Annotated in this window: 24 protein-coding genes; 8 read left to right on the forward strand and 16 right to left on the reverse strand. The window is 62.4% G+C overall.

Annotated elements, in window-relative coordinates:
• The 10 genes from AC1D1J_RS22280 to AC1D1J_RS22325 form a co-directional block, all read right to left on the reverse strand.
• Nucleotides 1–194, reverse strand: a 194-nt coding sequence (locus tag AC1D1J_RS22280) for a GTP-binding protein (RefSeq protein ID WP_477695895.1), incomplete at its 3' end; no start/stop codon positions are given.
• Nucleotides 195–340: 146 nt separating this feature from the next.
• Nucleotides 341–2,443, reverse strand: coding sequence for an elongation factor G (gene fusA, locus AC1D1J_RS22285; RefSeq protein WP_457281667.1), 2,103 nt, complete (start codon nucleotides 2,441–2,443; stop codon nucleotides 341–343).
• A 221-nt stretch (nucleotides 2,444–2,664) separates the two neighbouring features.
• Nucleotides 2,665–3,138, reverse strand: a complete 474-nt coding sequence (gene rpsG, locus AC1D1J_RS22290) for a 30S ribosomal protein S7 (RefSeq protein ID WP_011481226.1) — start codon at nucleotides 3,136–3,138, stop codon at nucleotides 2,665–2,667.
• A gap of 226 nt (nucleotides 3,139–3,364) precedes the next feature.
• Complete coding sequence (gene rpsL / locus AC1D1J_RS22295) at nucleotides 3,365–3,742, reverse strand: 30S ribosomal protein S12 (protein WP_092130055.1); 378 nt, start codon at nucleotides 3,740–3,742, stop codon at nucleotides 3,365–3,367.
• A gap of 394 nt (nucleotides 3,743–4,136) precedes the next feature.
• The gene (locus AC1D1J_RS22300; RefSeq protein ID WP_477687791.1) at nucleotides 4,137–5,354 is read right to left on the reverse strand and encodes a D-alanyl-D-alanine carboxypeptidase family protein; all 1,218 of its coding nucleotides are present in this window, start codon (nucleotides 5,352–5,354) and stop codon (nucleotides 4,137–4,139) included.
• 68 nt (nucleotides 5,355–5,422) lie between these two features.
• Entirely contained in the window at nucleotides 5,423–6,064 is a 642-nt protein-coding gene (locus AC1D1J_RS22305) for an alpha/beta hydrolase (RefSeq protein ID WP_477687801.1), read from the reverse strand.
• A gap of 115 nt (nucleotides 6,065–6,179) precedes the next feature.
• The gene (locus tag AC1D1J_RS22310) at nucleotides 6,180–6,518 is read right to left on the reverse strand and encodes a (2Fe-2S) ferredoxin domain-containing protein (protein WP_477695896.1); all 339 of its coding nucleotides are present in this window, start codon (nucleotides 6,516–6,518) and stop codon (nucleotides 6,180–6,182) included.
• 51 nt (nucleotides 6,519–6,569) lie between these two features.
• Nucleotides 6,570–6,842: a DUF2798 domain-containing protein gene (locus tag AC1D1J_RS22315; RefSeq protein ID WP_477687790.1), complete on the reverse strand. Its 273-nt coding sequence runs from the start codon at nucleotides 6,840–6,842 to the stop codon at nucleotides 6,570–6,572.
• Nucleotides 6,843–7,003: 161 nt separating this feature from the next.
• Nucleotides 7,004–8,164, reverse strand: a complete 1,161-nt coding sequence (locus AC1D1J_RS22320) for a VanZ family protein (protein WP_477695911.1) — start codon at nucleotides 8,162–8,164, stop codon at nucleotides 7,004–7,006.
• A 92-nt stretch (nucleotides 8,165–8,256) separates the two neighbouring features.
• On the reverse strand, nucleotides 8,257–8,685 hold the full coding sequence (locus AC1D1J_RS22325; protein ID WP_477687789.1) for a CopD family protein: 429 nt from the start codon (nucleotides 8,683–8,685) through the stop codon (nucleotides 8,257–8,259).
• Between the two features lie 592 nt (nucleotides 8,686–9,277).
• On the opposite strand from AC1D1J_RS22325, the gene hemB reads away from it, so the two are divergent.
• From hemB to AC1D1J_RS22345, 4 genes are all read left to right on the forward strand, one after another.
• Nucleotides 9,278–10,294, forward strand: a complete 1,017-nt coding sequence (gene hemB / locus AC1D1J_RS22330; RefSeq protein ID WP_477695897.1) for a porphobilinogen synthase — start codon at nucleotides 9,278–9,280, stop codon at nucleotides 10,292–10,294.
• 113 nt (nucleotides 10,295–10,407) lie between these two features.
• A complete protein-coding gene (locus tag AC1D1J_RS22335; protein ID WP_477687787.1) occupies nucleotides 10,408–11,523 on the forward strand; it encodes a magnesium transporter CorA family protein in 1,116 nt (371 codons plus the stop codon).
• Between the two features lie 49 nt (nucleotides 11,524–11,572).
• Complete coding sequence (locus AC1D1J_RS22340; RefSeq protein WP_477695898.1) at nucleotides 11,573–12,331, forward strand: DUF72 domain-containing protein; 759 nt, start codon at nucleotides 11,573–11,575, stop codon at nucleotides 12,329–12,331.
• A 40-nt stretch (nucleotides 12,332–12,371) separates the two neighbouring features.
• Nucleotides 12,372–12,932: a DUF1003 domain-containing protein gene (locus AC1D1J_RS22345; protein ID WP_477695899.1), complete on the forward strand. Its 561-nt coding sequence runs from the start codon at nucleotides 12,372–12,374 to the stop codon at nucleotides 12,930–12,932.
• A gap of 7 nt (nucleotides 12,933–12,939) precedes the next feature.
• On the opposite strand, the gene AC1D1J_RS22350 is transcribed toward AC1D1J_RS22345, so the two are convergent.
• The 4 genes from AC1D1J_RS22350 to AC1D1J_RS22365 form a co-directional block, all read right to left on the reverse strand.
• Nucleotides 12,940–13,602, reverse strand: coding sequence for a glutathione S-transferase family protein (locus AC1D1J_RS22350; protein WP_477695900.1), 663 nt, complete (start codon nucleotides 13,600–13,602; stop codon nucleotides 12,940–12,942).
• Between the two features lie 149 nt (nucleotides 13,603–13,751).
• The gene (locus AC1D1J_RS22355; protein ID WP_477695912.1) at nucleotides 13,752–14,609 is read right to left on the reverse strand and encodes an amidohydrolase family protein; all 858 of its coding nucleotides are present in this window, start codon (nucleotides 14,607–14,609) and stop codon (nucleotides 13,752–13,754) included.
• A gap of 68 nt (nucleotides 14,610–14,677) precedes the next feature.
• Entirely contained in the window at nucleotides 14,678–15,367 is a 690-nt protein-coding gene (locus tag AC1D1J_RS22360; protein WP_477695901.1) for a dienelactone hydrolase family protein, read from the reverse strand.
• A gap of 73 nt (nucleotides 15,368–15,440) precedes the next feature.
• Entirely contained in the window at nucleotides 15,441–16,049 is a 609-nt protein-coding gene (locus tag AC1D1J_RS22365; RefSeq protein ID WP_477687782.1) for a DsbA family protein, read from the reverse strand.
• Nucleotides 16,050–16,143: 94 nt separating this feature from the next.
• Here AC1D1J_RS22365 and AC1D1J_RS22370 point away from each other — a divergent pair, with 94 nt between their 5' ends.
• The 4 genes from AC1D1J_RS22370 to creC all read left to right on the forward strand — a co-directional run bounded on the left by AC1D1J_RS22370 (nucleotide 16,144) and on the right by creC (nucleotide 19,793).
• Nucleotides 16,144–16,890, forward strand: coding sequence for an SDR family oxidoreductase (locus tag AC1D1J_RS22370; RefSeq protein WP_477687781.1), 747 nt, complete (start codon nucleotides 16,144–16,146; stop codon nucleotides 16,888–16,890).
• Nucleotides 16,891–17,042: 152 nt separating this feature from the next.
• A complete protein-coding gene (locus tag AC1D1J_RS22375; protein WP_457281681.1) occupies nucleotides 17,043–17,675 on the forward strand; it encodes a MarC family protein in 633 nt (210 codons plus the stop codon).
• Nucleotides 17,676–17,692: 17 nt separating this feature from the next.
• Nucleotides 17,693–18,394 carry a two-component system response regulator CreB gene (gene creB / locus AC1D1J_RS22380; protein ID WP_477687780.1) on the forward strand — a complete coding sequence of 234 codons (702 nt, stop codon included), beginning with the start codon at nucleotides 17,693–17,695 and terminating at the stop codon, nucleotides 18,392–18,394.
• Between the two features lies 1 nt (nucleotide 18,395).
• Nucleotides 18,396–19,793 (forward strand): two-component system sensor histidine kinase CreC, encoded by a 1,398-nt coding sequence (creC, locus tag AC1D1J_RS22385; protein WP_477687779.1) that lies wholly within the window; start codon nucleotides 18,396–18,398, stop codon nucleotides 19,791–19,793.
• Nucleotides 19,794–19,807: 14 nt separating this feature from the next.
• Here creC and creD read toward each other — a convergent pair whose 3' ends face one another.
• Together creD and AC1D1J_RS22395 are read right to left on the reverse strand one after the other, a co-directional pair.
• Nucleotides 19,808–21,184: a cell envelope integrity protein CreD gene (creD, locus tag AC1D1J_RS22390; protein WP_477695902.1), complete on the reverse strand. Its 1,377-nt coding sequence runs from the start codon at nucleotides 21,182–21,184 to the stop codon at nucleotides 19,808–19,810.
• A 317-nt stretch (nucleotides 21,185–21,501) separates the two neighbouring features.
• Nucleotides 21,502–22,062 (reverse strand): Crp/Fnr family transcriptional regulator, encoded by a 561-nt coding sequence (locus tag AC1D1J_RS22395; RefSeq protein WP_477687777.1) that lies wholly within the window; start codon nucleotides 22,060–22,062, stop codon nucleotides 21,502–21,504.
• Nucleotides 22,063–22,074 lie beyond the last annotated feature (12 nt).

The following is a 22,074-nucleotide window of genomic DNA, read 5'->3' on the forward strand; positions in this document are numbered from 1 at the left end:
GTGTTGATCGTGATGCCGCGCGCTTTTTCTTCGGGCGCCGCGTCAATTTGGTCGTAGCCTTTGGCTTCGCCGCCGAACTTGGATGCCAGAACGGTCGTGATCGCCGCCGTCAGCGTCGTCTTGCCATGGTCCACGTGGCCAATCGTGCCGACGTTGACGTGCGGCTTGGTCCGCTCAAATTTGCCTTTTGCCATTTTTCTCTCCAGATAAAGAACATGCCCGTGTACGGTTTAACGTCTGCACTGTGTTGCTGATTCACTTCGCACGGGTACAAAGTGGCACACAATCGCAGACAAGGAAAAAAAGCTGCCGCCCCACACGGGCCGGCAGCTGACGTTACTTACTTGGCGCGCGAAGCCATGATGGCTTCCGACACGTTGCGCGGAGCTTCAGAGTAGTGCTTGAACTCCATGGAGTATGTAGCACGGCCCTGCGACATCGAACGCAGCGTGGTCGAATAACCGAACATTTCAGACAGCGGCACTTCAGCCTTGATGGCCTTGCCGCCACCAACCATGTCTTCCATGCCCTGCACCATGCCGCGACGTGACGACAAGTCGCCCATGACGTTGCCGGCGTAGTCTTCAGGCGTCTCAACTTCCACGGCCATCATGGGCTCCAGAATCACGGGGCTGGCCTTGCGGCAGCCTTCCTTGAAACCGAAGATGGCAGCCATCTTGAAGGCCAGTTCGTTCGAGTCCACATCGTGGTACGAACCGAAGTGCAGCGTGACCTTGACGTCGACCACAGGGTAGCCAGCCAGCACGCCGGACGTGACGGCTTCGTTGATGCCCTTTTCCACCGCGGGGATGTATTCGCGAGGAACCACACCGCCCTTGATGGCGTCGACGAATTCGATACCCTTGCCGGCTTCGTTGGGTTCGATCTTGAGCACGACGTGGCCGTACTGGCCCTTACCGCCGGACTGGCGCACAAACTTGCCTTCTGCGTCTTCCACCGTCTTGCGAATGGTTTCACGGTAAGCCACCTGCGGCTTGCCGACGTTGGCTTCCACGCCGAATTCGCGCTTCATGCGGTCAACAATAATTTCCAGATGCAGCTCGCCCATGCCGGCGATCAGGGTCTGGCCGGACTCTTCGTCGGTCTTGACGCGGAAAGACGGATCTTCCTGGGCCAGGCGTTGCAGCGCGATACCCATTTTTTCCTGGTCGGCTTTGGTCTTGGGTTCCACAGCCTGCGTAATCACGGGCTCAGGGAACACCATGCGCTCGAGCATGACGATGGCATCCGGATCACACAGGGTTTCGCCAGTGGTCACATCTTTGAGACCCACGCAGGCGGCGATGTCGCCGGCGCGGATTTCGCTGACTTCTTCGCGGTTGTTCGCGTGCATCTGCACGATACGGCCGATACGCTCTTTCTTGCCTTTGATCGGGTTGTAAACGCTGTCGCCCTTTTTCAGGACGCCGGAGTAAACGCGCACGAAGGTGAGCTGGCCCACAAACGGGTCAGTCATCAGCTTGAATGCCAGCGCAGAGAATTTCTCTTCGTCGTCAGCCTTGCGGGTGACAGGCGCCTCATCTTCGTCCATGCCCTTGACAGGCGGAATGTCGATCGGCGACGGCATGAATTCAATCACGGCGTCCAGCATGCGCTGCACGCCCTTGTTCTTGAAGGCGGAACCGCAATACATCGGCTGGATTTCGCTGGCGATGGTGCGCGTGCGGATGCCCAGCTTGATTTCAGCTTCGGTCAGATCACCTTCTTCAAGGTATTTGTTCATCAGCTCTTCAGACGACTCGGCAGCAGCCTCGACCATCTTCTCGCGCCATTCCTTGGCCAGCTCGACGAGCTCGGCGGGAATATCGCTGTAGGTGAACTTCATGCCTTGCGAGGCTTCGTCCCAGATGATGGCCTTCATTTTCAGCAGGTCGACCACGCCGGTGAAGCTTTCCTCAGCGCCGATGGGGATCACCATGGGCACAGGGCTGGCCTTCAGGCGCAGCTTCATCTGCTCGACGACCTTGAAGAAGTTCGCGCCGGTGCGGTCCATCTTGTTGACGAACGCAAGGCGGGGAACTTTGTACTTGTTGGCCTGGCGCCAGACGGTTTCCGATTGGGGCTGAACGCCACCCACGGCGCAGTACACCATGCAGGCGCCGTCAAGCACGCGCATGGAGCGCTCGACTTCAATCGTGAAGTCCACGTGGCCCGGAGTGTCGATGATGTTGATGCGGTGCTCAGGCAGAGACGTGTCCATGCCCTTCCAGAAGCAGGTGGTGGCAGCGGAAGTAATCGTGATGCCGCGCTCCTGCTCTTGCTCCATCCAGTCCATGGTGGCAGCGCCGTCGTGAACTTCACCAATCTTGTGGTTCACGCCGGTGTAAAAAAGGATCCGCTCGGTGGTGGTGGTCTTGCCGGCATCAATGTGCGCGGAAATGCCGATGTTGCGGTATTGGGAAATGGGGGTAGCGCGGGACATAAATTACTTTCAGTTCGGGGTTACGAACAAAGACTCGTTGAAGGACTGCCCGCAGTCCGGGCATCCTTCATTTCTTCTACGCGTCTGCCGGTCGAGAGGGGTGTTATGCACCACGCCCGGCTGGCAGAAGTGGGGTTGAACCAGCGATAAACAAGGTGACCAACACCTTGCAACCGCCTGGCAACCCGTCAGCTCAGCGCAGCAAATACTGCAATCGAAAATTAGAAGCGGAAGTGGCTGAACGCCTTGTTGGCTTCTGCCATGCGGTGAACTTCGTCACGCTTTTTCATGGCGCCGCCGCGGCCTTCGGTCGCCTCCATCAGCTCATTGGCCAGGCGCAAAGACATGGACTTCTCGCCACGCTTCTTGGCGGCTTCCTTGAGCCAGCGCATGGCCAGAGCCATACGGCGGACAGGACGCACTTCAACCGGCACCTGGTAGTTGGCGCCGCCGACGCGGCGGGACTTCACCTCAACCATGGGCTTGATGTTGCCAATGGCCATGTGGAAAGCCTCAAGCGGGTCTTTGCCGGGGTTCTTTTTCTCGATAAAGTCGAGCGCGCCATAAATGATGCGCTCTGCGACGGCCTTTTTGCCGCCTTGCATGATCACGTTCATGAACTTGGCGAGATCAACATCGCCAAATTTTGGATCAGGAAGAATTTCACGTTTAGGGACTTCGCGACGACGTGGCATTTTTTCACCTCTTTGCTTCAGTTGGCATTGCTTTTGGCAACACCGCGAGAGTTATCAAAACCCTCACTTACTCGACCGGTGCAACTATTTGCACTTGGGTCACTTCGTTTCAGACACCTGCCAGGGCGAGTGAAACACCTTGTTTTGAAGGAACTATCACAGACTTCTGTGACAACTTCTTCTGGCGCGAGCTCTCAGTGAAGAGAAAAACCCGAGCCGGTTCGGCTTATTTGGCCTTTGGCTTCTTCGCACCGTACTTGGAGCGCGACTGCTTGCGGTCTTTCACGCCTTGCAAGTCGAGCGAACCACGGACGATGTGGTAACGCACACCGGGCAAGTCCTTGACACGACCGCCGCGAACCAGCACCACGCTGTGTTCCTGCAGGTTGTGGCCTTCGCCGCCGATGTAGGAAATGATTTCAAAACCGTTGGTCAGGCGCACTTTGGCAACCTTACGCAGAGCGGAATTGGGCTTTTTAGGTGTCGTGGTGTACACACGGGTGCACACACCGCGGCGCTGCGGAGAATTTTCCATCGCAGGGCTCTTGGACTTGATCTTTTCGACCTCGCGCCCCTGACGGACTAACTGATTAATGGTTGGCATTGAAAACGTCCCTAAACGTCTGAAAACTAATTTACCGTGTTGATACGGCCACAAATATTTCCCGCCACGAAAGCGGAAAAGCCTTCTAGTATAAACCGGATAGGGGAATCCCTCAAGCAGAACGCGTGGCTTGGGCACACGAAATGGCCGGCAAAGAGAAGTTTGGCGCCCAAAGATTCGATGTTAGCGCCCACTCCAAATGAGTCTTTCGTGTCGAACGCCCTGGAGGAAGAGTCCACCAATCGCCGACACGAGTCTTGGCGGCCGGCAATTTGCCTGAAAAACCGAGAGCAGGGCGTCGCTGCTATCAACGACTCATAACCAGCGACACCCGAGGCAAAGGTGTGGGGAGGGGCTGAATGTATATCCGCCCCACCCACCCTCCGCTTCCGTCTTATTTAATCCACAACCTGATGGCATCCCAGGCACGGCCCAGAATGCCAGCCTCACCCACCGCTTCCAGCGCCACCAGCGGCACTTCGGCCACCGGGCTAGGGTTGTCGCCCAAGGTGACCTTCAGCGTGCCAACAGCCTGGCCCTTGGCAAACGGCGCCACCAACGGGTCGGGCCGCGCCACCTGGGTTTTGACTTTGGCAGCACCACCGGCAGCGATGGCCACCACGATGGCCTGCGGACGGCCCAGCTTCACGGTCGAGGAGGTGCCTTTCCAGACCGACGGGGTAACCACAGCCTGGCCGGCGTCGAACAGCTTCACGGCTTCATAGGCCGTGTAGCCCCAATTCAGCAGTTTTTGCGATTCATTGGCGCGTGCGCTGTCGCTGACGGTGCCCAGCACGATGGCCAGCAACCGGCGCCCGCCCGGCGCGCCGGCAGCGCCCAGGTTGGGAAAGTCGCGCTTTGCCGTGGCGATCATGCAATAGCCGGCGGCGTCGGTATGGCCGGTTTTCAGGCCGTCCACCGTCGGGTCGCGGAACAGCAGGGTATTGCGGTTGGTGTCGTTGGCCGCGGGCGTGCCGGGATAGCGGTACTTCTTGATCGCCGAATAGCCGATGTAATCAGGGAAATCCTGCATCAGCCGGGTGGACAGGATGCTCAGGTCACGCGCGGTGGTGGTGTGGCCGGGCTCGGTCAGGCCTTCCGGGTTTTTATAGGACGTGGACTTCATGCCCAGCGCCTTGGCCTGCTCGTTCATGAGGCGGACAAAGTTTTCGGCCGAGCCGCCCACGCCTTCGGCGAGCGCCATGGTGGCGTCATTGCCGGACTGCACCACCATGCCCTTGATCAGGTCTTCCACGGGCACCTGCATCTTCGGGTCGATGAACATGCGCGAGCCGGGCATCTTCCAGGCGCGCTCACTGACGGGGAAGGTCTGTTTCAGGTCAATCTTTTTGGATTTGAGCGCATCGAACACCAGGTATTCGGTCATCAGCTTGGTCAGGGATGCAGGCTCCACCGGCGAATCGATGTCCTTGGCCGCCAGGATCTGGTTGGCGGTGATATCCAGCAGCAAGTAGGAGCGTGCGGCGATTTCGGGCGCTTGCGGCACCTGGGCATGCACCACGGGCAGCGCTGCGGAGAAAACCAGGAACACGGTGGCGGCAAAAGCGCGCAGGCTGGGGGCGGCGCGGAGGGCCTTGAGTGAAGCTTGCATCAGTAGGGGTTCAGTGAAATTCGGTGAAGGGGTAAGGGTCTGGGTCAGGGAGCGCCTGGCAAACAGCATCAGGCGGAGGGCGAAGACAGGTGGCGAACCACGAGATTTTTCAGCAAGGGCAATTGTCCATGAAAGAAATGGCTTCCCCCCGGCACAACGGTAACAGGCAGTGCTTGCGGCCGGGCCCAGTCCAGCACGGCGGACAGCAGCACCGTGTCGTCGTGCTCGCCGTGCACGACCAGGGTTTTCAGATGCGCGGCTTCGTCGATGGGTGCAGCAGGCGCGCGGGTCACGCTGGTGCCGACCAGCACCAGTTTTTCAATATCGCGGGCTGCGCTGAGGCGTTCAAAGGCGTGGGTGGTGACAAAAGCGCCGAACGAAAACCCGGCCAGTGCCAGCACCTGGCCGCTGCTGGCCGGTGCCGCATGTTCCACCACGGCCAGCAAGTCCTCGAGCTCGCCCCGGCCTTCGTCATGGCTGCCGGCGCTGCCACCCACACCGCGGAAATTGAACCGGACGGCGGTCCATCCGCATTGCACAAAGGCCCGGGCCAGCGTCTGCACCACCTTGTTGTCCATGGTGCCCGCAAACAGCGGGTGCGGATGCGCAATGACCGCCACGCCGCGCGGGCCGGCGGCGGGGAGGTCTACGGCAATTTCAAGCGCGCCGGCTGGGCCCTGGATGGTCGATTTGCGGGTCTGCGAATTCACGGTGATGGATTCCATTCAAACAGGTTGCTATCAAATAAGGAGCTGCTTGCGCCCGTCCCTATTGGGCCGGAAGGTCAAAAGATGCGAATTTCGGGAATAGTGGCCTTCCCCCGGCCTACCGCCCGATGTGCGCGGGCACCAGCAGGCGCTCGACGACTTTGCCGTTTTTCAGGTGCGATTCGACAATTTCATCAATGTCGCTGGCGTCGACATAGGTGTACCAGACCGCCTCGGGGTAGACCACCGCCACCGGACCGGCTGCGCAGCGGTCCAGGCAGCCAGCCTTGTTGACGCGGACCTTGCCCGGCCCGGCCAGCCCCGCGGCTTTCACCTGCGATTTGCAGCGGTCAAAGCCTTCCTGTGCGCGGTGGTCGGCACAGCAGTCTTCGCCGTTGGCGCGCTGGTTCAGGCAAAAGAAGACATGGCGTTCGTAATAGGAATTTTGTTCAGGCATGGTGTGACTTTAGTGGATGTGTGCTGGATATGGTTCCCATTGCTCCGGCGGTCAAGGCACCTCAACGACCAACGCTGTCGCCTTTTTCACCAGCGGAAGCATCAGCAGCAGGGTCGGGAATGCAACGACCCAGGAAAGCGCCCAGGCGCTAAGCCAGATGCGCAGGACCCCGGGCGTGATGCCTACGCCTTTGAGCGTGCTGATGATGGACACGATGCAGGTCATCAACACGGAAAGCAGCAAGGGTGTGACCCAGCGCGCGCTGCGGGCGGGGAGTTTTGTGAAACCGAAAAGGGTGCGCGATGAAGATTTCGAAGAGTTCATACAGGGTTCCATAAGCCGTCCAGTCAAGGCGCCTTTCCGGCAGCCGATGGCATGCCGGAAACACAACCCCGGCATGGCCGGCGGTAGTAGGCGCGTTGATTGACGTAAACGCTTACGGCAACTCTTGAGGGAGATCGCAGGCCAATATTAGCAGAGGCAAATCACCGGCGCACATCAACGCGCGGCTCGCGCCCTGAAAGCCGTACCAGCACATACAGCAAAGCTGCATACGGCCATAGCCAGCCCAGCCACTGCACCAGGCCGTGAAAACGGATAAAGCGGCCCTGCTCCCAGGTTTGCAGGGTTTGTGCGAAATACGGGTCGGCGGGCGCCTGGTTGAGCAGCCCCAGGTGAACCGTGAGCGCCAGCAGTGCCAGCGCGGCTGCCCCCCGGCGCGGCACAGGCAGCAGCAGCGCCGCCAGCACAACGGCAAATCCGACGCCCACCTGCACGGGCAGGTCCAGCCAGGCCCAAGCGTGATCCGGGCCGTAGCTCAGCGCGGCCGACAGCGCCGATGCGGCAATGCCGACCGCGACGATGGCCGCCGAGAACGCTGCGCGCTGCCAGAGTGTGCGGATCACGCAATAGCCGAGCAGGCAGGGAATCAGCGCACCCAGCGCCACGCACAGCAATTCGGCAATCGGCACCAGCGGCTGCAGCTCCATGTCGCGCACCGGCATCCATTCGAGGAAAGGCGTGTCGGTCAGCACCTCGGCCAGCGCAGCCTCGAGCCGCTCGAACACCTGCCCCAGCCCCAGGGGCACGGAGGCAGGAAACAGCAACGCGGGCGGCCAGAGCATCAGCAACACCAACGCACCCCGCGCATCCTGCGCGAACCAGCGCGCCCGAAAGCGGCTCCAGCGGTCGACGATGCCGGTTTTTTCCAGTGCCCACGCACAGCACGCGCCCAGCCATGCGCCGGTGGTGTTGAGCGCCAGATCGACATTGGAGGGAATGCGCGAAGGCAGGTAGCTTTGCAGCGTTTCCATGGCCAGCGACAGCAGCGCGCTGACCAGCACCGCCACCGTCACCGCCCAGGAAACACGCCGGCTGCGCAGCGCCGACAGCGCCAGCAGAAAACCCAGCGGTGCATAGCCCAACAGGTTGGCGCCCACGTCAAAACCGGTCCAGTACTGCGGCAGGGGCGCTGTCAGGAACCTGAAGGGCGAAATGCCCTGGTCGCGCCAATCGGCAAAGGGGTAAAGGCTTGCGTAGATGACCAGGCAAATGGTTGCCAGGGACAGCGGCCAGGCCGTGGTCTTGTGAACACCCCTATCGTTCTCACTACGCTTCGCTTCGTGTAGTGCCTTTTCCCCTTGCAGGGGACGACGCGAGTCGCCCGGCGAAGCCGGTTCGACCGCGTCTGCTGGTTGGGGAGGGGCCTTCTTTTTCACTGCTGCGCCCGGTTGTGACCTTAGAAGGGCTTGACCACGACGAGGATGACTGCTGCCAATAACAGCAGCACCGGCACTTCGTTAAACCAGCGAAACCATTTGTGACTGCGGCTGTTGTGATTGTTGACGAACCTGGCCAGCAGGCGGCCGCAGGCGTGGTGGTAGCCGATCACCAGCACCACGACGGCGAGCTTGGCATGCATCCAGCCGTTGCCGGGCCCGCGGCCTATGCCATAACCCAGGTACAGCCACAGGCCAAAGCCCAAAGCGGGCACGGCCAGGATGGTGGTGAAACGCATGAGCTTGCGTGCCATCAATATGAGCCGCTCGCGCTCGGCCACGCTTTCCGGCGGCACCATGGCCAGGTTCACAAAAATGCGTGGCAGGTAAAACAGCCCGGCAAACCAGCTGGCGATGAAAACGATGTGGAGTGATTTGACCCAGAGCATAAGGAAGTGTAGCCCCCACGCTTTTCACTTCGTGTATGCGCGAGGCCTTGCAGGCCGCGGCTCGCGAGACGCTTCGCCTCTGTCGCCAGTCCAAAGCTGCTCAAGCAGCTTTGGAGCCGCAGGCTCCAGCCCCTCGGGGCCGCTGCGCCTGCGGCCCGGCAAAGCCGGTTCCGCGGCCCCTGCTGGCTTAAAACCCGTCCATCTCTTGGAGAAAGTCCTGCTTTTTACTTTGCATGATCGCGATGAGCCGGCGGCACGCCGGAAAATTCAATTGCCGGAGTGAGGGCTCATGGCAAAAAAAATGCCCGGGGCATAAGCCACCGGGCTGGTAAGCCTTTTTGCTGTCACACGCAAAGGCCCCGCTCAGGGAGGAAAAGCGGGATGCAGTTGCCAAATTGGTAACCACACGTAGCAATTCTAACCACGCTGGCTGCGCATTGGCAATGATTTCATAAGTTAACTAAGTAATTCCATGTAAAGCCTGCCACCTCCGAAATGGCGCGGCACCATGCATGTCTCCATATATATAGATAGCAGATGACGCCCGGCCAAATACTTTCAGGCCTTGATCAACCTTTGGCACAATTTGCGCATGACACAGCACGCCTCCAACTTCGCGCCCTTTCCAGCCGGGCGCCCACGGCGCCTGCGCCGTGATGCCTTCACCCGCAACCTGGTACGTGAACACGCACTTACCCCGCACGACCTCATTTATCCCGTCTTTGTGGTGGACGGCCAGCAGCAGCGCCAGGCGGTGGCCTCCATGCCCGGCGTCGAAAGGCTGAGCCTTGACCTGCTGCTGCCGGTGGCGGAAGAATGCGTGAAGCTGGGCATTCCGGTGATGGCCTTGTTCCCCGTGGTGGACGCGTCGCTCAAAACCTACGACGGCGTCGAAGCCACCAATCCCGATGGCCTGATCCCGCGGGTGGTGCGGGCACTGAAAAAGCACTTTCCCGACCTGGGCGTGATGACCGACGTGGCGCTGGACCCCTTCACCACGCATGGGCAGGACGGCCTGCCGGATGAAAACGGTTACATCCTCAATGAAGAAACCGTGGCCATGCTGGTGCGCCAGGCGCTTTGCCAGGCCGAAGCCGGGGTGGACATGGTCGCGCCCAGCGACATGATGGACGGCCGCATTGGCGCCATCCGCCAGGCACTGGAGGCCAAAAAACTGATCCACACCCGCATCATGGCCTACAGCGCCAAGTACGCGAGCGCGTTCTACGGCCCGTTCCGCGAAGCGGTCGGTTCGGCCAACAACCTGGGCAAGGCCGACAAAAAGGCCTACCAGATGGACCCGGGCAACAGCGACGAAGCGCTGCGCGAGGTGGCCATGGACATCGCCGAAGGCGCCGACATGGTGATGGTCAAACCCGGCATGCCCTACCTGGACGTGGTGCGCCGCGTGAAAGACGAATTCGGCGTGCCCACCTTCGCCTACCAGGTCAGCGGCGAATACGCGATGATCAAAGCGGCCGCGCAAAACGGCTGGCTGGACCACGACGCCGTCATGATGGAAAGCCTGCTGGCGTTCAAGCGCGCCGGCGCCGACGGTGTGCTGACGTATTTCGCCATCGACGCTGCCCGCAAGCTGCGGCAAGGCTGAACCGGGCGGCAGGTGTTGCGCGCCAACCGCTATTAAAATCATAGCTGCCAGCGCCCGACCCGCTTGGTCGAAATGCCGATTAATACCTCAAAACAAGGATAAAAAGGGCTTTCATGCGCGTTTTCACCATCGCTTCCGGCACCCAGGGCATCATCGAGACAGATACCCTGCCGGCCCAGTTGCCGGCGCAGGGTTTTGTCTGGATTGCCTGCGCCCGCCGCGAGTTCGAGGTGATGCAGGCGCAGGTCCAGGCGGCGCTGCAAACGCTGTGCGGCACCCAGCTGGTCGACCTGCATGTGGCCGACCTGCTGAACAACCAGCTCCCTTCGCACTACGACTACACCTCGCAGTACGACATCCTGGTGTTCCGCCGCCTGGCGGCCGGGCAAAGCGAAACCGACCTCAGCCAGCCCGGCGAACCGCTGCACGAGCGCATGAAACGCAGCGGCCCGCCGGTCCTCAAGCGCATCGACACCAGCCCGGTCGGTTTTGCCGTGTTTGACAAGGTTGTGCTGACGGTGCACCCCGCCGACTGCGCGGTGCGCGATGCTTACGCGACCCGCCTGCTCAATGCGACCACGGCGGAGTCGCGCTCCAGCGGCGTCAAGCTGCCCGCCAGCCCCGCCGACCTGATGCTGCGCATCGTCAACCAGATGGTGGACGGTTACCTCGAGCTGCGGCGCGAGCTCACGCGCCAGCTCGACCACTGGCAATCCGAGCTGCTGCGGCCCGGCACGCGCTTTACCAACTGGAGCTCGGTGCTCGATGCGCGGCTGGCCATGCACCACCTCGATGAGATTTGCGAAGACCAGCGGGCTGCGCTGCAGGACTGGATCGATTCGATTGAAACCTGGCCCGAAGGCGGCACACCCGCCGCAGTGCGCGAGCGCGAGCTGCTCAAGATCCGCTCACGCGACGTGCTCGAGCACATCGAGCGTGTGGTGCACCATGTGCGCCGCATGGAGCAAAGCGCCGAAACCGCGGTGCAGATGCATTTCTCGGCGCAAAGCAACCGCACCAACGACATCATGCGCACGCTGACGGCGCTCACCGCCATCTTCCTGCCGCTGAACCTGATCACCGGGTTCTTCGGCATGAACTTCGAATTCATGCCCTTTCTTCACGCATCCACCGGTTTTTGGTGGACCTTCGGGGTCATGGTCCTGATCGTCGTGGTGGTCGCCACGGTGTTCTGGCGCAAGCAGTACCTGGCCAGGACGCGCCGCTGACACGGCGCCCGCAAACGGTTCCCGAAAGCCACTGCCGCGATCTGCCGCCATGCAGCCTGAAACCCGGCCTCACCATCCTTGCGGCGTGAAGGTTGGCTGCGCAGGCTGGAGCCTGCCGCGCGACACCTGGCCCGAATTCCCGCCGGACGGCAGCCACCTTGAGCGCTACGCCGCCCGTTTTAATGCGGTCGAGATCAATTCTTCCTTCTACCGCCCGCACCAGCCAGCCACCTATGCGCGGTGGGCGGCCACTGTACCGGCGCATTTCCGCTTTTCCGTCAAACTGCCCAAAGCCATCACGCACGAACAACGGCTGCGCCGCTGCGATGCCCTGCTGGACACTTTCCTGGCACAGGTCCGCTGCCTGGGCGACAAGCTCGGTTGCCTGCTGGTGCAGCTGCCGCCCAGCCTGGCTTTTGATCCAGCAACGGCCACAAGCTTCCTCACCACACTGCGGCAACGCCATGCCGGCGGCGTTGCGCTGGAGCCGCGCCATGCCAGCTGGTTCACACCAGCGGCCGACGACCTGCTCAAGGCCATGAAGGTGGCTCGCGTCCTGGCCGACCCGGTTCTGTTTGACACAGCCGCCCAGCCGGGTGGACACCCCGGCCTGGTCTATGTGCGGCTGCATGGGTCGCCGAAGATGTATTACTCGGCCTATGCACCCGATGTGCTGGATACGCTTGCCGTCCGGCTTGAGCTTGCGGCGGCGTCCGACGCCGGCGTCTGGTGCATCTTTGACAATACGGCCAACGGCGCTGCAGTGCCCGACGCGCTTCTCCTCACCGGCAAGCTGGCACGAAGCTGACCTGCAGGAGTGGGTAGCAGCACCCCGAAAAGGATGTCCCATGAGCAATCAAGCCGGCAAGAAGGCGCTGAACGGCCATACAACCTGCGCCGATGACCTGACGCGCGAAAATGTCGAAGCCATGCGGCGCGTGGAAGAAACGGCACTGGCCAACCGCAGCCGGGCTGACCGCATCGCCGCCTTTGTCGCCGGCTTCTGCGGCTCCATGCCTTTTGTCTGGATGCACGTGGCTGCGTTTGCGTTCTGGATCAGCTTCAATTCATGGCCGGGGCTGGCGCATTTCGACCCCTACCCCTTTACCTTCCTGACACTCATGGTGTCGCTGGAAGCTATCTTCCTCTCGTCTTTTATCCTGATCAGCCAGAACTATGAATTGCGCATCAGCGACAGGCGCAACCAGCTGGACCTGCAGATCAACCTGCTGACCGAGCAGGAAAACACCAAGATGATCCAGATCCTGGAACGCATCGCCAAAAAGGTAGGCGCCAACATCGAGGGCGACCCGGACATTCCCATCCTCAAGGAAAACACCGACCCCGAAAAGCTGGTCGCGCAGATCGAGCAGGCGCAGCGCGACAACCCGCCTGCGGCGAAAGGCTAGAGGCGGCTCAGACCCAAGGCTGAGGCAGCCCTTCGGCATGGAAGGCCTTGATCACGGCGGGCCGCGCCAGCGCACGCTGCAGGTAGGGGCCGAGGTGGGGCCGGTTGCGCGCCGGCGACGACGCAAAGTTGCGCGTCCAGCGGCACAGCGTCAGCGCATAGATATCTACCGCCGAATACGCCGCACCCAACAGCCACGGTTGGTCATGAATTTTCTCCAGCCTTGCCAGCTCTGCGTCCAGCTGGTCCAGCATCAGGCCGACTTTGGCTTCGGCATGCGACTTCAACTCGGCTACGCCGGCGTCGTTGCCGGGATTCATCCAGCGGTCGGTGTAAAAATAAATGATCAGCGCCGACTGCATGGTGTTGGTCAGCCAGATCAACCATTTGTAGAAATGCGCGCGCTCGGTGGTGCCGACGGCTGGGGCCAGACCGGCTTCAGGATGCGTATCGCACAGATGCAGGCAGATCGCGGCGGTTTCATACAGCACCAGGTCACCGTCGACCAGCGTCGGGATCAGGCCGTTGGGGTTGAGCTTGCGGTAAGCCTCCGACCGGTGCGCGCCGGTGCTGGTGTCGACGAGGACTTTTTCAAACGGCACGCCCAGTTCCTGGAGCAGGATGTGAGGCGCCATGGCGGCAGAGCTGGGAGAGAAATGAAGCTGGTACATCATGGCCCCCACGGTCGCTCACTGCGTGTAGCTCCCTGCCCCCCGAGGGGGCCGCCCGCCTGCGGTCTGGCAAAGCCAGTCCCGCGGCTCATGCTGGGTTGAAGAGTCTCGTCGTCGTACATCTCGATGCGATCCTTTTTGGTGAATAGTTATTTTTCGGCGAGGCCGAAGATGCCGGCCGCATTGCTCCAGGCGATCTTGCGGGCCACGTCGGCAGGCAGGTCGCCCAGCCAGGTACGGTAGCCCTTCATCAGCTCGTCGTAATACAGCCAGCGCTGGTTGACCCAGGTGTCGGAACCGATCATGAAGCGGCCTGGGTACTTGAGCAGCAGCGTGCGCCACTCCGCACACAGCTTTCCGCCTTCGCAGGTCAGGCCGGGGCGATAGGACAGCTCACCCATCAACTGCGGGTATTTGCCCAGCAGCGCATCAACGCGTGCCACCGGTGCGCCGCCTATGCCGGTGTGCGCCCAGATGAGCCGTGCATCTGGTGCGTGGGCCATCAGCAGGTCGATCGCCGTGTCGTCTACGTGCGAGAGCACGGCCAGCTTGTTCTTCGCAGCGAACTGCATCAACTTTTTGGCCACGGGTCCGTTGGCATTGGCGCTGTCGTACAAATGAAATTCACCGATGCCCTTGTACGGCCCCGCCTGGTCGCCCGTGACGCCGCGGGCAAACTCGGCCTGCACCATCTCGTAAATGGACTCATCACGAAACCAGTTGTCGTAGTCGGCGCGGTTGCGGTACAGGCGTATGAAAGGCACCACCGTCACGCCTGCCTGGCGGGTTTCCGGCATGGCGGCCAGCGACTTGGTGCCGTCGTTGGGCCGCGAGTTGGCGACGATGGCCTTCACGCCGTTGCGCTTCATGCGCGCAAGAACATCAGCCGGCGCGTGTGGACCGCTGTTTCCGTTCCAGGCTTCTTCGTTGTAATGCAGGTGCGTGTCAAACAACGGACCGGCGTAGTCGGCCGCGCGGGCCGCTGCCGAAAACGCTATCAAAACAATAGCTACTCGCGCACATCTGCAAAGGGCTACAACCCAAAAAGGCTTGAATCCGGAGACAGGACGCACGGTCAGACCAGCTTGGCGGCAAGGAACGCCAGCGAACGTTCGCGTGCCAGCTTCGCCGCCGCTTCGTTGTAGGAGCCGCGCTGGTCGCAATTGAAGCCGTGGTTGGCCTGGTACACATGCACCTCGACTTCCGGGTGCGCCTTGCGGAAGGCTTCAACGCCTTCCATCGGGATCCAGTGGTCCTGGTCACCGAAATGGGCCATGACCGGACATTTCGGCTGGCGCGCGATTTCTTCCTCGGCCGTGATACCGCCGCCGTAGTAGGGAACGGCTGCGGACAGGCCCTTGAGCAGGCAGGCCGCACGCCAGGTCAAGAGGCCGCCCCAGCAAAACCCGATGATGCCGACCTTGCCTCCGCCGGCCTTGGCCGCGTGGTCAATCGCCGCCTGGATGTCTTGCAGCACACCGGCGCCCGGCAGCGCGCTGACAGCGGTTTTCAGCTCGAAGCCGATCTTCATGTCCGCCTCGCTGTAACCCATGTCGACGCCGGGCTTGACGCGCTCGAACGTGGCGGGTGCCACTGCCAGGTAGCCTTCCGCCGCAAAGCGGTCCGCCACACCGCGGATGTGCGAGTTGACGCCGAAAATTTCCTGCACAACAACGATGCCGCCGCGCGGCTTGCCTTCGGGTTGTGCCACATAAGCCGGCACGACGAAGCGGTCGGCGGCGGTGAGATTGGTGAATTGCCCCATGAGATGGATGCTCCTCTGAATTGGTTGATCGGTATGGATGAGGGGGGAAACTGGAGGGGAAACGGCCAGCGGTTTATGCCCCGGCCTGGAGCTTTCGCTCCACAAAATCGAGCCGGTCCTGGCCCCAGAACAGTTCACCGTCGATGACATAGCTGGGTGCGCCGAACACGCCGGCGTCGATCGCCTGCTGGGTATTGGCTTCATAGCGCTCCTGCACCGCCTGGCTGAAGGATTGCTCCAGCCGCCCGGCCGGCAAGCCGCATTCGGCCAGCAGCTCGGCCAACACTTTTTCGTCGGCAATATGGCGCTCGCGCACCCACACGGCGCTGAAGATCGCGCCACCGATTTTCATCGCGGCTTCAGTGCCGTCGTGCAGGTTCACCGCGATGATGAGGCGCGAGGCCTCATCGCCCGACACCGGGAAATATTTGGGCTTGAGGTTCAGCGGCGCATGCAGGTAGTCTGAGTAGCGCTGCAATTCCAGCAAGCGGTAGGCCTGGCGCTGCGGCGCGCGCTGGGCCAGCGGCAACCCGCCCGAGATGGGAAACACCTTGCCGCCCAGATCGATAGGCAGCACATTCACGGTAGCGCCCGCCGCACGGGCGATCTGCGCAAAGCGTTCGTGGCCCAGATAAGTCCATGGACTTTGCGGCGTAAAGTAATAATCCACAACGGTGCTCATGATCGTCTCCGGTTTTGGGGGCCCGTTCAAGTACATTGACCCGATGCAATCCCCGTTTTTACCCGGGATTGCCATTTTCTGCAGGAGGTCCGGTTTGTCAAAAGTTGTTTTGATTACAGGCGGCTCGCGCGGCATAGGCGCCGCATGCGCCCTGCTCGCGGCACGCCAGGGTTGGGCGGTGGCCGTCAACTACACCAGCAACTCGCTGGCAGCCGACGAAGTGGTGCGGCAAATCCGCCAGGGCGGCGACCAGGCCATCACGGTTCAGGCCGACGTGGCCGATGAGGCACAGGTGCTGGCCATGTTTGAAAAAGTGGACGCCAAACTCGGCCGGCTGGACGGCCTCGTCAACAATGCCGGCGTGGTGGACCGCACCAGCCGCGTTGACGCCATGACGCTGGACAGGGTGCGGCGCATGTTCGAGATCAATGTGTTCGGCTCGTTCCTCTGCGCGCGCGAAGCCGTCAAACGCATGAGCACGCGCTACGGCGGTGCGGGCGGCGCCATCGTCAACGTCTCGAGCGCCGCAGCGCGGCTGGGCGGGCCAGGCCAGTACGTGGACTACGCAGCCGCCAAGGGCGCCATCGATACCTTCACGGTCGGGCTGGCCAAGGAAGTGGCCACCGAAGGCATTCGTGTGAACGGCGTGCGTCCGGGCATCATCGACACCGACATCCACGCCTCGGGCGGCTTGCCCGACCGGGCCCGTGAACTGGCGCCGCTGGTGCCGATGCAGCGGCCGGGCACCGCCGGCGAAGTGGCGGAGTCGATTGTCTGGCTGCTCGGCGACAATGCGAGCTATACAACAGGTGCACTGCTCGACGTCGCCGGAGGGAGGTAGTGCCCCCACGTTCGCTCACTGCGTGTAGCTCTCTGCCCCCCGAGGGGGCGCTGCGCCTGCGGCCCGGCGAAGCCGGTTCCGCGGCCCCTGCTGGAATTTGTTGGGCAGACCGCTTTTGGGCTTGCCACTTGAATTGCCTCTAAGGAAAAACGATGGATTTCAAACCGCTTGTCACGCTGCTGGCCATCGTCAACCCGCTGGCCATCGTGCCGTTTTTTATCCACTACACGCAGGGCTTCTCCGACGAGCAGCGCCGCCGCACCATCCTGGTGGCAGCCTTTTCGGCATTTGTCGTTATCGCCATCAGCGCGCTGCTGGGCCTGCAGATCCTGGACTTCTTCAGTATCTCGCTGGCGAGCTTCCAGGTCGGCGGCGGCATGCTGCTGCTCATCAGCTCGATGAACATGCTGAACGCGCAGCCGGCCGAAGCCAAGCCCCTGACCAATGAAATGGAAGACGGCGCCGAGAAGGCCGCGCGCGGCGCCAGCATCGCCGTGGTGCCGCTCACCATTCCGCTGCTGACCGGCCCGGCCACCATGTCGACCGTGGTGATTTACGCCGAGAAGGCCCAGACGGCCTTGCAGGTTGCCGCGCTGGTCGGCTACGGTGTGGTGATTGCGCTGGTGACTGCCATCAGCTTTTCGCTGGCCGAGCCGATTGCCCGCGTGCTGGGCAAGACCGGTATCAACGTCATGACACGTTTGATGGGCCTGATCCTGGCCGCATTGGCCGTCGAGGTGATGGCCGGCGGCCTTGGCAAGCTCTTTCCCATCCTGCGTTCCTGAACACCCGCTGAACCTAGATGGCTGGTGCACGCATCCTGCTGGTGGAAGACGACCCGGCGATTGCCCGGTCCATCATTTACACGCTGGAGCGCGACGGCCTCAGCGTGACACACAGCCTGCTGCTGGGCGATGCGCGCCGCCAGCTTGCGCTGCAGCTGCCCGACGCCGTGATCCTGGATGTCGGCTTGCCCGACGGCAGCGGTTTCGATCTGTGCCGCGAACTGCGCGCCGCAGGCAGCCTGCCGGTGCTGATGCTGAGCGCGCAGGGCGAGGAGATCGACCGTGTGCTCGGGCTGGAACTGGGCGCCGACGACTATGTGAGCAAACCCTTCAGTCCGCGCGAGTTGCTGGCGCGCGTGCGCAGCCTGCTCAGGCGCGCGCGCATGCCTGCCCCTGCAGCGGCGCCGGCTGGCGCCAGTCCTTTCGTGATTGACACCGCGGGCCAACGCGCAAACCTGCACGGCCTCCCACTCAACCTGACGCGCCGCGAATTCGGCCTGTTGGCCGAGCTGCTGCGTCACCGCGAACGCATCCGTTCGCGTGATGAGTTGCTCACTGCGGTTTGGGGCACGGATTCAGACAGCACGGACCGCACGGTAGACACTCACATCAAAACCCTGCGCGCCAAGCTGCAGGAAGCAGCGCCGGAGCATGACTACATCGTCACACACCGCGGCATGGGTTACTCCCTGGATATCAACCGCACCAAAGGCAGCTGACATGCGCCTGGGCATACGCCTGCTGTTCGGTTTTTTTCTGGTCACGGGCCTTGCGGCTTTTTTTGTACTGCGCGTCTTCATGGCCGAGGTCAAGCCCAGCGTGCGCGAGGTCATGGAAGACATGATGGTGGACACAGCCAACATCCTGGCCGAGCTCGCCAGCGACGACCTGTCGGCCGGCGCCATCGCCAACGGGCGCTTCGCCGGCCACGTGCGCAACTATGCGCAGCGGCCGATTGACGCGCAGATCTGGGGCCTGGCCAAGCAATCGCTGGACTTCCGGGTGTACGTGACCGACGCCGCCGGCAAGGTGGTGTTTGACTCGGAGAACGCGGCGACCGGCCAGGACTATTCGCGCTGGCGCGATGTGGCCCGCACGCTGCGCGGCGAGTACGGCGCGCGCGCCACCCGTGAAGTGCAGCAGGACGATCGCAGCTCCGTGATGTACGTCGCCGCGCCGGTGCAGCAGGACGGCAAAATCATCGGCGTGCTGACCGTCGCCAAACCGATGTCCACCATCCAGGCCTTCATCGACCGGGCCGAACGGAAGATTTTTCTAAGCGGCCTGCTGTTGCTGGTGTTGTCGCTGGCCATCGGTGTGGTCGTGACGCTGTGGGTGGTGTGGAGCATTCGCAAGCTGCGCCGCTATGCCAACGCCGTCGGCCAGGGCGAGAAACCCGCGGTTCCGCAGATACCGGGCGAGCTTGGCGATCTGGCCATGGCAGTCGATGCCATGCGCCTGAAGCTGGAGGGCCACGAGTACATAGAAGATTACGTGCGCGCCCTGACCCATGAGCTCAAGAGCCCGCTCGCCGCGATCCGCAGCGCAGGCGAGCTCTTGCAGGACGAGCTTCCCGAACACGCGCGCCGCGAGTTTTCCGGGCAGGTACTGGCCCAGTCCGGCCGCATGCAGGCGCTGGTGGACCGCATGCTCGAGCTGACGAAGCTGGAGCAGCGCCATGCACAGGTAGAGCGCGAGCGCCTTGCGTGGGCCGGCTTCCTCCAGTCTTTTGAGCTGGAGACCGGCGCCGGCCGGACCCAGCATGCGATCAAAGTCGTAATCCGTCCGGAACATGCCGGCGTGCATGCGGAGCCCGGCCTCCTGGGCCTGGCGCTGAGCAACCTGCTGGAAAACGCGCGCTCGTTCGCACCCGAGGGCTCTGCGATCACCCTGGAAGCGGGGCCAGACTTCATCGCCGTGCAAGATGCCGGGCCCGGCGTGGCGGACTACGCCCTGCCCCGCCTGGGTGAGCGCTTTTTCTCGACCGTGCGGCCCGACGGACACACCAAAGGCTCGGGCCTGGGGCTGGCCATCGTGCGGCAGATCATGCTGCTGCACGGCGGGCGCATGGTGGTTCGCAACACGCAGCCCGGGCTGCGGGTCGAGCTGCATTTCTAGCCGCGGCGCGCGCATCACGCGGCCACCTTTGCCGGTTCAGGCTTGACCGCTTCAACCTGTTTGAACCGTGCATACCAATCCACCTGCCGCGTCAGCATCATGATGGCCGCGAGCACGGCGAACAAGGCCACTGCACCCAGCAGCAAGGCTGTTTGCTCCATCCGCAGCAGCACAAACAACATGCCGTACAGCGTGGCGATGCCCAGGCCAAAAGGCAGGCCGCGCGACCAGCGGCCCAGCATGTGGCTGGCGTAATAGGTCAGCAGCAGCACGCAGGCGGCGGCGGCAATCGCATAAGCAGTTTCAAAGGGCATGTGCTCCGAGAGGCTCACAAGCAACAGGAAGAACATGCTCATGGCAGCACCCACCAGCAGGTACTGGATCGGGTGCACGCGCAGTGACTTCATGAATTCAAACAGCCCCACGGCCAAAAAAGTCAGGCCGATGAACAGCAGGCCGTATTTGGTAGCCCGGTCGCTGAGCGCATAGGTGTTGGAGGGGTCGACAAAGGTCACGCTGAAGGCCTCCACGCAGGAGTTGGTGGCCGAACCATCGCTGTAAGGCGGGCAAACGCTCTTGCGCTTGCCCGGGTCGGGCTGTGTCACCTCCTGCTGCGCCGTGCTGGCCAGCGAGCTGACACGCCAGCTGGCTTCAAAACCCTGGTCCGTCACTTTGCGGTCCACCGGGAGAAACTGCCCGCCAAAACTCGGGTGCGGCCAGTTGGACGTGAGCTGCACCCGGGTGTCGCCGCCCAGCGGCACGACTGAAATGCTTTCAGTGCCGACCAGTTCCAGTGCCAGCTGCGCCTGCAGCGGCGCCATGCCCATCATGGCCATGGACAGCGGCGCATGCACGCCGCGCGGGTAGCTGCCGTAGAAGGTGCCGGGCTTGAGCGCCAGCACCTGCTCGCCGATCTTGACGCTGGCATGGCGTATGCCGCGCGAGTCGGACACCGCCATCATCAAGAGCGGCTGGCCGCAGTTCATGCGTGAGCCGGCGTGTTCGGCCACGGGCTTGAGCGCTGCGGTGTCGGTCCATTCGGCCACGATGTCGGCCTTGAGATTAAAGGCCTGCGTCGCATGCAGGCCGCGGGCGCGCGCCTCGAGTTTGCTGCCGCCCTTGACGGTCAGCGAAGCCGGTGCGGCCACCAGTGTGAACTCGCGCCGCTCGGTTTGCACTTTCTTGTCCTCATACTTGACGTCCCACTCCTCGGTGCAGGCCCGGTGGATGAGCGGGCCGGTGAGCGTCTGCGGGCCGGCCAGGCTCTGGGCCACGCTCTGGATGGCGATCTGGCGGTAGGTCTGGCGGTCGCGCACCACGCCGCTGATCTGGAACAGCGCGAGGACCAGCAAAACCACCACCAGGGCCAGCGCGAAGAATTTTTGTTTCATGAATTCCTTTCGTTTGAACAACGAAGGGAAGTGTGCAAATCCTGTGTGAGGGCAGGATGAGCTGCGGGCCGCTTATGTGAAGTCTGTGTGAAGCCCCCACAGTCGTTCACTTCGTGTAACTCCTTGCCCCCCGAGGGGGCCGCTCGCCTGCGGCCCGGCAAAGCCGGTTCCGCGGCTCATGCTGGGTTGAAGATTCAGGGCGTATTCAGTGGGAATATTCCACCAGTGGGGGCCGAGGGTCCGGCTTCGCCGGCCCCAGGCGCCGCCCCCTCGAGGGGGGAACGGGCTACACGAAGTGAGCCCGGACGGGGGTGGTTCTATTTCTTCCTGAGGAGTTTCACCAGCTGGTTGCTGGTGTTGCGCAGGCGCTGGGCCATCATTTGTGTGATCTTGACCAGCAGCTTGGCGCCCACGCCGGGGTGGTCGCGAATCAGCAAGGCAATTTCATGGCGGCCCCAGACGCCGGCCTCGACGGGTTCTATGGCGGTGCAGGTGGCATAGCGCGGCTCGCTGTCGAGCATGGACATGTCGCCTATTGCCGCGCCGCTGCGCACCACGGCCACGCGCGAGACGACCGGTTCTGCGCCGGCTTCGGCCTGCGCCGCTTCGGCGGCTGATTCCAGGCGTTTGGTGACATCGACCGTGCCCTTGAGGATCAGCATCATCCAGTCGCCGGCCTCGCCTTCGCGGATCATCACCTGCCCTGGCTCGGCGCGGACCAGCAGCATGGTCGCTCCCAGGATGTCGGCTTCGGCCGGCGTGAAGTCCTGCAGCAGCTGCGAATTCTGCAGCAGGTCGGGTCCGTAAGCGCTCAGCTGCTCACAGCAGCCGAACACATGCAGCCCGGCGGCATCCAGTTGTTCTTCCAGCGTTTTCATGGCGCAAGGCGT

This window comes from Polaromonas sp. P1_F8 (genome assembly GCF_056405635.1).

What these genes read in the sequence shown, in the direction of transcription:
- AC1D1J_RS22315 (WP_477687790.1), bottom strand. Translation starts at nt 6,842, where the DNA reads ATGAACTCTTCGAAATCTTCATCGCGCACCCTTTTCGGTTTCACAAAA.
- AC1D1J_RS22310 (WP_477695896.1), bottom strand. Translation starts at nt 6,518, where the DNA reads ATGCCTGAACAAAATTCCTATTACGAACGCCATGTCTTCTTTTGCCTG.
- rpsG (WP_011481226.1), bottom strand. Translation starts at nt 3,138, where the DNA reads ATGCCACGTCGTCGCGAAGTCCCTAAACGTGAAATTCTTCCTGATCCA.
- AC1D1J_RS22375 (WP_457281681.1), top strand. Translation starts at nt 17,043, where the DNA reads ATGGATTTCAAACCGCTTGTCACGCTGCTGGCCATCGTCAACCCGCTG.
- creC (WP_477687779.1), top strand. Translation starts at nt 18,396, where the DNA reads ATGCGCCTGGGCATACGCCTGCTGTTCGGTTTTTTTCTGGTCACGGGC.
- AC1D1J_RS22325 (WP_477687789.1), bottom strand. Translation starts at nt 8,685, where the DNA reads ATGCTCTGGGTCAAATCACTCCACATCGTTTTCATCGCCAGCTGGTTT.
- AC1D1J_RS22350 (WP_477695900.1), bottom strand. Translation starts at nt 13,602, where the DNA reads ATGTACCAGCTTCATTTCTCTCCCAGCTCTGCCGCCATGGCGCCTCAC.
- fusA (WP_457281667.1), bottom strand. Translation starts at nt 2,443, where the DNA reads ATGTCCCGCGCTACCCCCATTTCCCAATACCGCAACATCGGCATTTCC.
- rpsL (WP_092130055.1), bottom strand. Translation starts at nt 3,742, where the DNA reads ATGCCAACCATTAATCAGTTAGTCCGTCAGGGGCGCGAGGTCGAAAAG.
- AC1D1J_RS22365 (WP_477687782.1), bottom strand. Translation starts at nt 16,049, where the DNA reads ATGAGCACCGTTGTGGATTATTACTTTACGCCGCAAAGTCCATGGACT.
- AC1D1J_RS22335 (WP_477687787.1), top strand. Translation starts at nt 10,408, where the DNA reads ATGCGCGTTTTCACCATCGCTTCCGGCACCCAGGGCATCATCGAGACA.
- hemB (WP_477695897.1), top strand. Translation starts at nt 9,278, where the DNA reads ATGACACAGCACGCCTCCAACTTCGCGCCCTTTCCAGCCGGGCGCCCA.
- AC1D1J_RS22360 (WP_477695901.1), bottom strand. Translation starts at nt 15,367, where the DNA reads ATGGGGCAATTCACCAATCTCACCGCCGCCGACCGCTTCGTCGTGCCG.
- AC1D1J_RS22345 (WP_477695899.1), top strand. Translation starts at nt 12,372, where the DNA reads ATGAGCAATCAAGCCGGCAAGAAGGCGCTGAACGGCCATACAACCTGC.
- AC1D1J_RS22300 (WP_477687791.1), bottom strand. Translation starts at nt 5,354, where the DNA reads ATGCAAGCTTCACTCAAGGCCCTCCGCGCCGCCCCCAGCCTGCGCGCT.
- creB (WP_477687780.1), top strand. Translation starts at nt 17,693, where the DNA reads ATGGCTGGTGCACGCATCCTGCTGGTGGAAGACGACCCGGCGATTGCC.
- creD (WP_477695902.1), bottom strand. Translation starts at nt 21,184, where the DNA reads ATGAAACAAAAATTCTTCGCGCTGGCCCTGGTGGTGGTTTTGCTGGTC.
- AC1D1J_RS22340 (WP_477695898.1), top strand. Translation starts at nt 11,573, where the DNA reads ATGCAGCCTGAAACCCGGCCTCACCATCCTTGCGGCGTGAAGGTTGGC.
- AC1D1J_RS22395 (WP_477687777.1), bottom strand. Translation starts at nt 22,062, where the DNA reads ATGAAAACGCTGGAAGAACAACTGGATGCCGCCGGGCTGCATGTGTTC.